This window comes from Sulfuricurvum sp. (assembly GCF_019163035.1).
Taxonomy (GTDB): Bacteria; Campylobacterota; Campylobacteria; order Campylobacterales; family Sulfurimonadaceae; genus Sulfuricurvum.
In genome coordinates this window covers 1-3,789 of sequence record NZ_JAFLKV010000012.1, presented here as the reverse complement: position 1 = coordinate 3,789, position 3,789 = coordinate 1, and the positions used below count along the sequence as shown (strand labels likewise).

Annotated in this window: 3 protein-coding genes; 1 reads left to right on the top strand and 2 read right to left on the bottom strand. The window is 43.7% G+C overall.

The window, feature by feature from the left end:
- Positions 1–1,852, bottom strand: a 1,852-nt coding sequence (pepN, locus tag JZU62_RS01155; RefSeq protein WP_295011108.1) for an aminopeptidase N, incomplete at its 3' end; no start/stop codon positions are given.
- A gap of 77 nt (positions 1,853–1,929) precedes the next feature.
- Here pepN and JZU62_RS01150 point away from each other — a divergent pair.
- Positions 1,930–3,123, top strand: a complete 1,194-nt coding sequence (locus tag JZU62_RS01150; protein WP_295011106.1) for a hypothetical protein — start codon at positions 1,930–1,932, stop codon at positions 3,121–3,123.
- A 29-nt stretch (positions 3,124–3,152) separates the two neighbouring features.
- On the opposite strand, the gene JZU62_RS01145 is transcribed toward JZU62_RS01150, so the two are convergent.
- Positions 3,153–3,789 (bottom strand): FAD/NAD(P)-binding oxidoreductase (locus JZU62_RS01145; RefSeq protein ID WP_295011104.1); only part of this gene is annotated, 637 nt, incomplete at its 5' end.

The window sequence follows — 3,789 nt, the reverse complement described above, 5'->3', positions numbered from 1 at the left end:
TCATGCTCGGCAGTTCCAAAATCTGCGATTTGAACATCTCTTCAATAGAACTATCGGCTAAAATCGCCCCGTAGCTCTCGATATAGCGCTCATTCACCTCTGCGCCACCCATCATCGTTTCCAATGTCTCAATCCCGAATTGGTGCACCGCCTCATAACGGACAAACCCATCGCGCTCATGTGCCATTAAAAACGGGAAATCGAGTTCGTCGCATTGAACAATGATCGGAGCGCTGAATCCTCGATTGAGCGATAGACGCGGCTTGGTCGGGATCTCTTTGAAAAGGATCTCGCTGACACCGTTCTCTATCCACAATACATCGTTATGCAGTAACGTTACGCGCTCACTTACAAGAGGGTATTCGCTTCCATCGTCCGCTAACAATGCCATTCGAAACGGCATTGCATAGGGGAGCTGTTCTTGATGGTGCGTGTTTTTCGGGATATTTTGGAGGATGGTGACCACACACTCTGCAGTATCGGGACGATACTCGCTCGAAACAGTGAGGGTCGGTGTCCGCTCTTGGGAATACCACCGTTTGAACTGGCTCAGATCAACGGGGCTTTGGGATTGCATCGACTCCAAAAACTCTTCCGTCCCCACCGCTTGTCCATCAAAATGAGCAAAATAATAATCCATAGCGGCGCGGAATTTCTCACCCCCAAGTACCGTGTGCATCATCCGAATCACTTCGGCACCTTTTTCATAGACGGTAGCGGTGTAGAAGTTGTTGATCTCCATATAAGAATCAGGTTTGATCGGATGAGCAGTCGGTCCCGCATCTTCGACAAACTGGCGCTCACGCAATGCTCTCACATCATCCAGACGCTGGGTTAGCGCCGAGTTCATGTCGGCACTGAATGTTTGATCTCTAAAGACGGTCAATCCCTCTTTGAGGGTCAGTTCAAACCAGTTTCGGCAGGTGATACGGTTCCCCGTCCAGTTATGAAAATACTCATGAGCGATAACAGACTCGATCCCCATAAAATCGGCATCGGTGGCACTGTCTTCATCGGCGAGAACATAGTGTGAATTAAACACATTAAGCCCTTTGTTCTCCATCGCCCCCATGTTAAAACTATCCACCGCAACGATGTTGTACACTTCCAGATCGTATTCACGTCCATAGGTGTATTCATCCCACTCCATCGATTTTTTGAGTGAACGCATCGCATGATGACATTTGTCTTCATTCCCTTTGTCACAATAGATTGCCAAATCAACCTTTTTGCCGCTCATCGTGGTATAAGTGTCGGTAATCGATCCCAAATCTCCTGCCACCAAAGCAAATAGATACGAGGGTTTTGGGATCGGGTCTTCCCATAACGCCATGTGTTTCCCATTCTCCAATGTCGCAGTTCCACGAAGATTACCATTACTAAGGAGTATCGGACATTTTTCTTTATTTGCGATAATTTTCGTCGTAAAACGGGTCATGATATCGGGACGGTCGATAAAATAGGTGATACGACGGAATCCCTCAGGCTCATTTTGGGTGCACCAAATACCGCCGGAACGATAGAGCCCCTCAAGCGCTGTATTCTCATCGGGATAGATGCGATTGATAACGCGGATACGGACATGGTCACGATCCATCGGAAGATAGAGAGCATTCTCTTCGAGCCGATACATGGTCTCATCCAGCAGTGCATCATCTGCCCAGATCAGCTCCAGATCAAACAACTCGCCATCGAGTCGCAGCTCTTTAGCATTATGGTCTTGCCGCTTTATTTCCATAATATTTTCCACTCGCGTGGAAGATTCTTCAATAATAAATTCTAATGTACAGGTTTCAACAATATAGGGACTTGGTGTATAATCTCTAAAATAAATCGTTTTATGCTCTTGCATTCTAGTTCCATAAAGTTATATTTTTTGAAATAATACTCAAATTATGCTACACTTTAGATATTAAATAAAAAGTAACAATGATGCACAATAATCTTCATCTTGGACGTCAACCTATTTTAGACGGCTCAGACAATATTATCGGTTATGAGTTCTTTTATCGTAATAGGTATGGAGAGTGTATTATCGATGATCCAAGGCATGCTACCGCATCGGTATTGGTCAATCTCCTCAATCAAATCGGATCTGCATCCTCATTTGGGGAAACGCTAGCATTTATCAATACTGACGGTCCCCTCCTCCTTACCAATATACTTCGTACCCTCCCCAAAGATAAATTTGTGTTTGAACTCTCCGAAAAGATGAAACCAAATGCCCGAGTTCAGGATGCTATCCGTTATTATCACTCACTTGGATACCGTTTTGCGTTGGATAATGCCTCCTTTCATCCTGACTATTTCGAAACGTTTGCCCCCATCTTTCCTTTTATTGAATTTGCCAAGTTTGACGTCAACCAAACGGACATTGAACAATTTCAACTATTACCCAATCCGTATGGACAAATGAAACTCATCGCCCAAAAGGTAGAATTTTATGAAATGGAAGAGGCATATGCAGCGCTGGGGTTTGAGTATTTTCAAGGGTTCTATTTCGCCCATGCCCATGTAATAACCGAGCGACGGATTGATCCTCAGTATGTGGATGTTATGAGTATTTTCTCTCTTTTACAGCAAGATGTAACCATTGAGGAGATATGTGATGCATTTAGAGACCAAGGTATTCTCTCCCTTCAACTTTTTCAGTTTCTCCGTTCCGTACATCCGGAGTACATTGAGGGGATAAGCTCCATTCGAGAGATGATAGAGCGTTTTGGAAAAAGTGCCCTCATGCAGTGGTTATTGTTGCTCATCTACTCCCGATCAGGAACAAAAGCAATAAATGAGAAAAATTCCCATGCCGTTTTTGCCCAAAGCAGAATCGATACGATGAGTTTATTACTTAAAAAAATCACTCCCGATTTTACCGAAAAGCAGTTGGAAGACATCCATTTAATCGCAATGCTCTCATTATTGGAAGGGCTTATGAATATTCCTATGGAAGTGCTACTTCATAATCTTTTTCCATCACAAGAAATCGAAGATGCGATAGTGACCCATACGGGTATGTTGGGAAGAATTTACGCTGCCACCCTCAAGCTAGAGAGTGGCGATATAAACGGAGCGGCAATATTAATCAAATCTTACGGGATTACTCCCGATGATCTCAGCTCATAGCGTCCATAGAGGCAAAACTTAACAAAAACTTACATTAGGCCATTCAACATTAAATAACGGTACATTGGCTGAAGCATATACAAATCAAACGCCCACCAAACCCATCTCGGCTGCGCCGGATCAAGTGGGAACGACGGTGCTAACCCATCATAATTGAACTCTGCCATAATAATTTCACCGTACGACACTTTAAGTGGACAAACCGTATAACCGTCAAATTTCAATGCCGGTTCTTTTTTCTCCATCACTGAGATCAAATTTCCGACGACGATAGGACCTTGATGGCGCGCACTTCCTCCTGTTTTCCCAATCGGGATACCACACACGTCTCCGATTCCGAATACATTTTTATAACGACGATGCTGTAATGTCTCACGATCCACTTCTAACCATCCCTTAGCTGTCCCTTTTTGCCATCCGAGCATCGAGTTAGCTACGGCATCAACCGCTGCTGTGGGAGGAGTAATATGGATAAAATCGTATTCCATATCTACATCTTCTTCTTTATCGATCATCTCATATTCGTTATACTCTTTGTCAAACTCACCCTGTACCTGATATTTATGATGGAAAGTTGCTATTTTTTTCTCAGCATCGATACGAATAAGTTCATGTCCAAATTTGTTGCTAATATTGCCGTATCCTTTTTGCACTTTCTGCAATGCA

Excerpts from the sequence above, each read along its gene's own strand:
- JZU62_RS01150 (WP_295011106.1), top strand. The coding sequence starts at position 1,930 with ATGATGCACAATAATCTTCATCTTGGACGTCAACCTATTTTAGACGGC.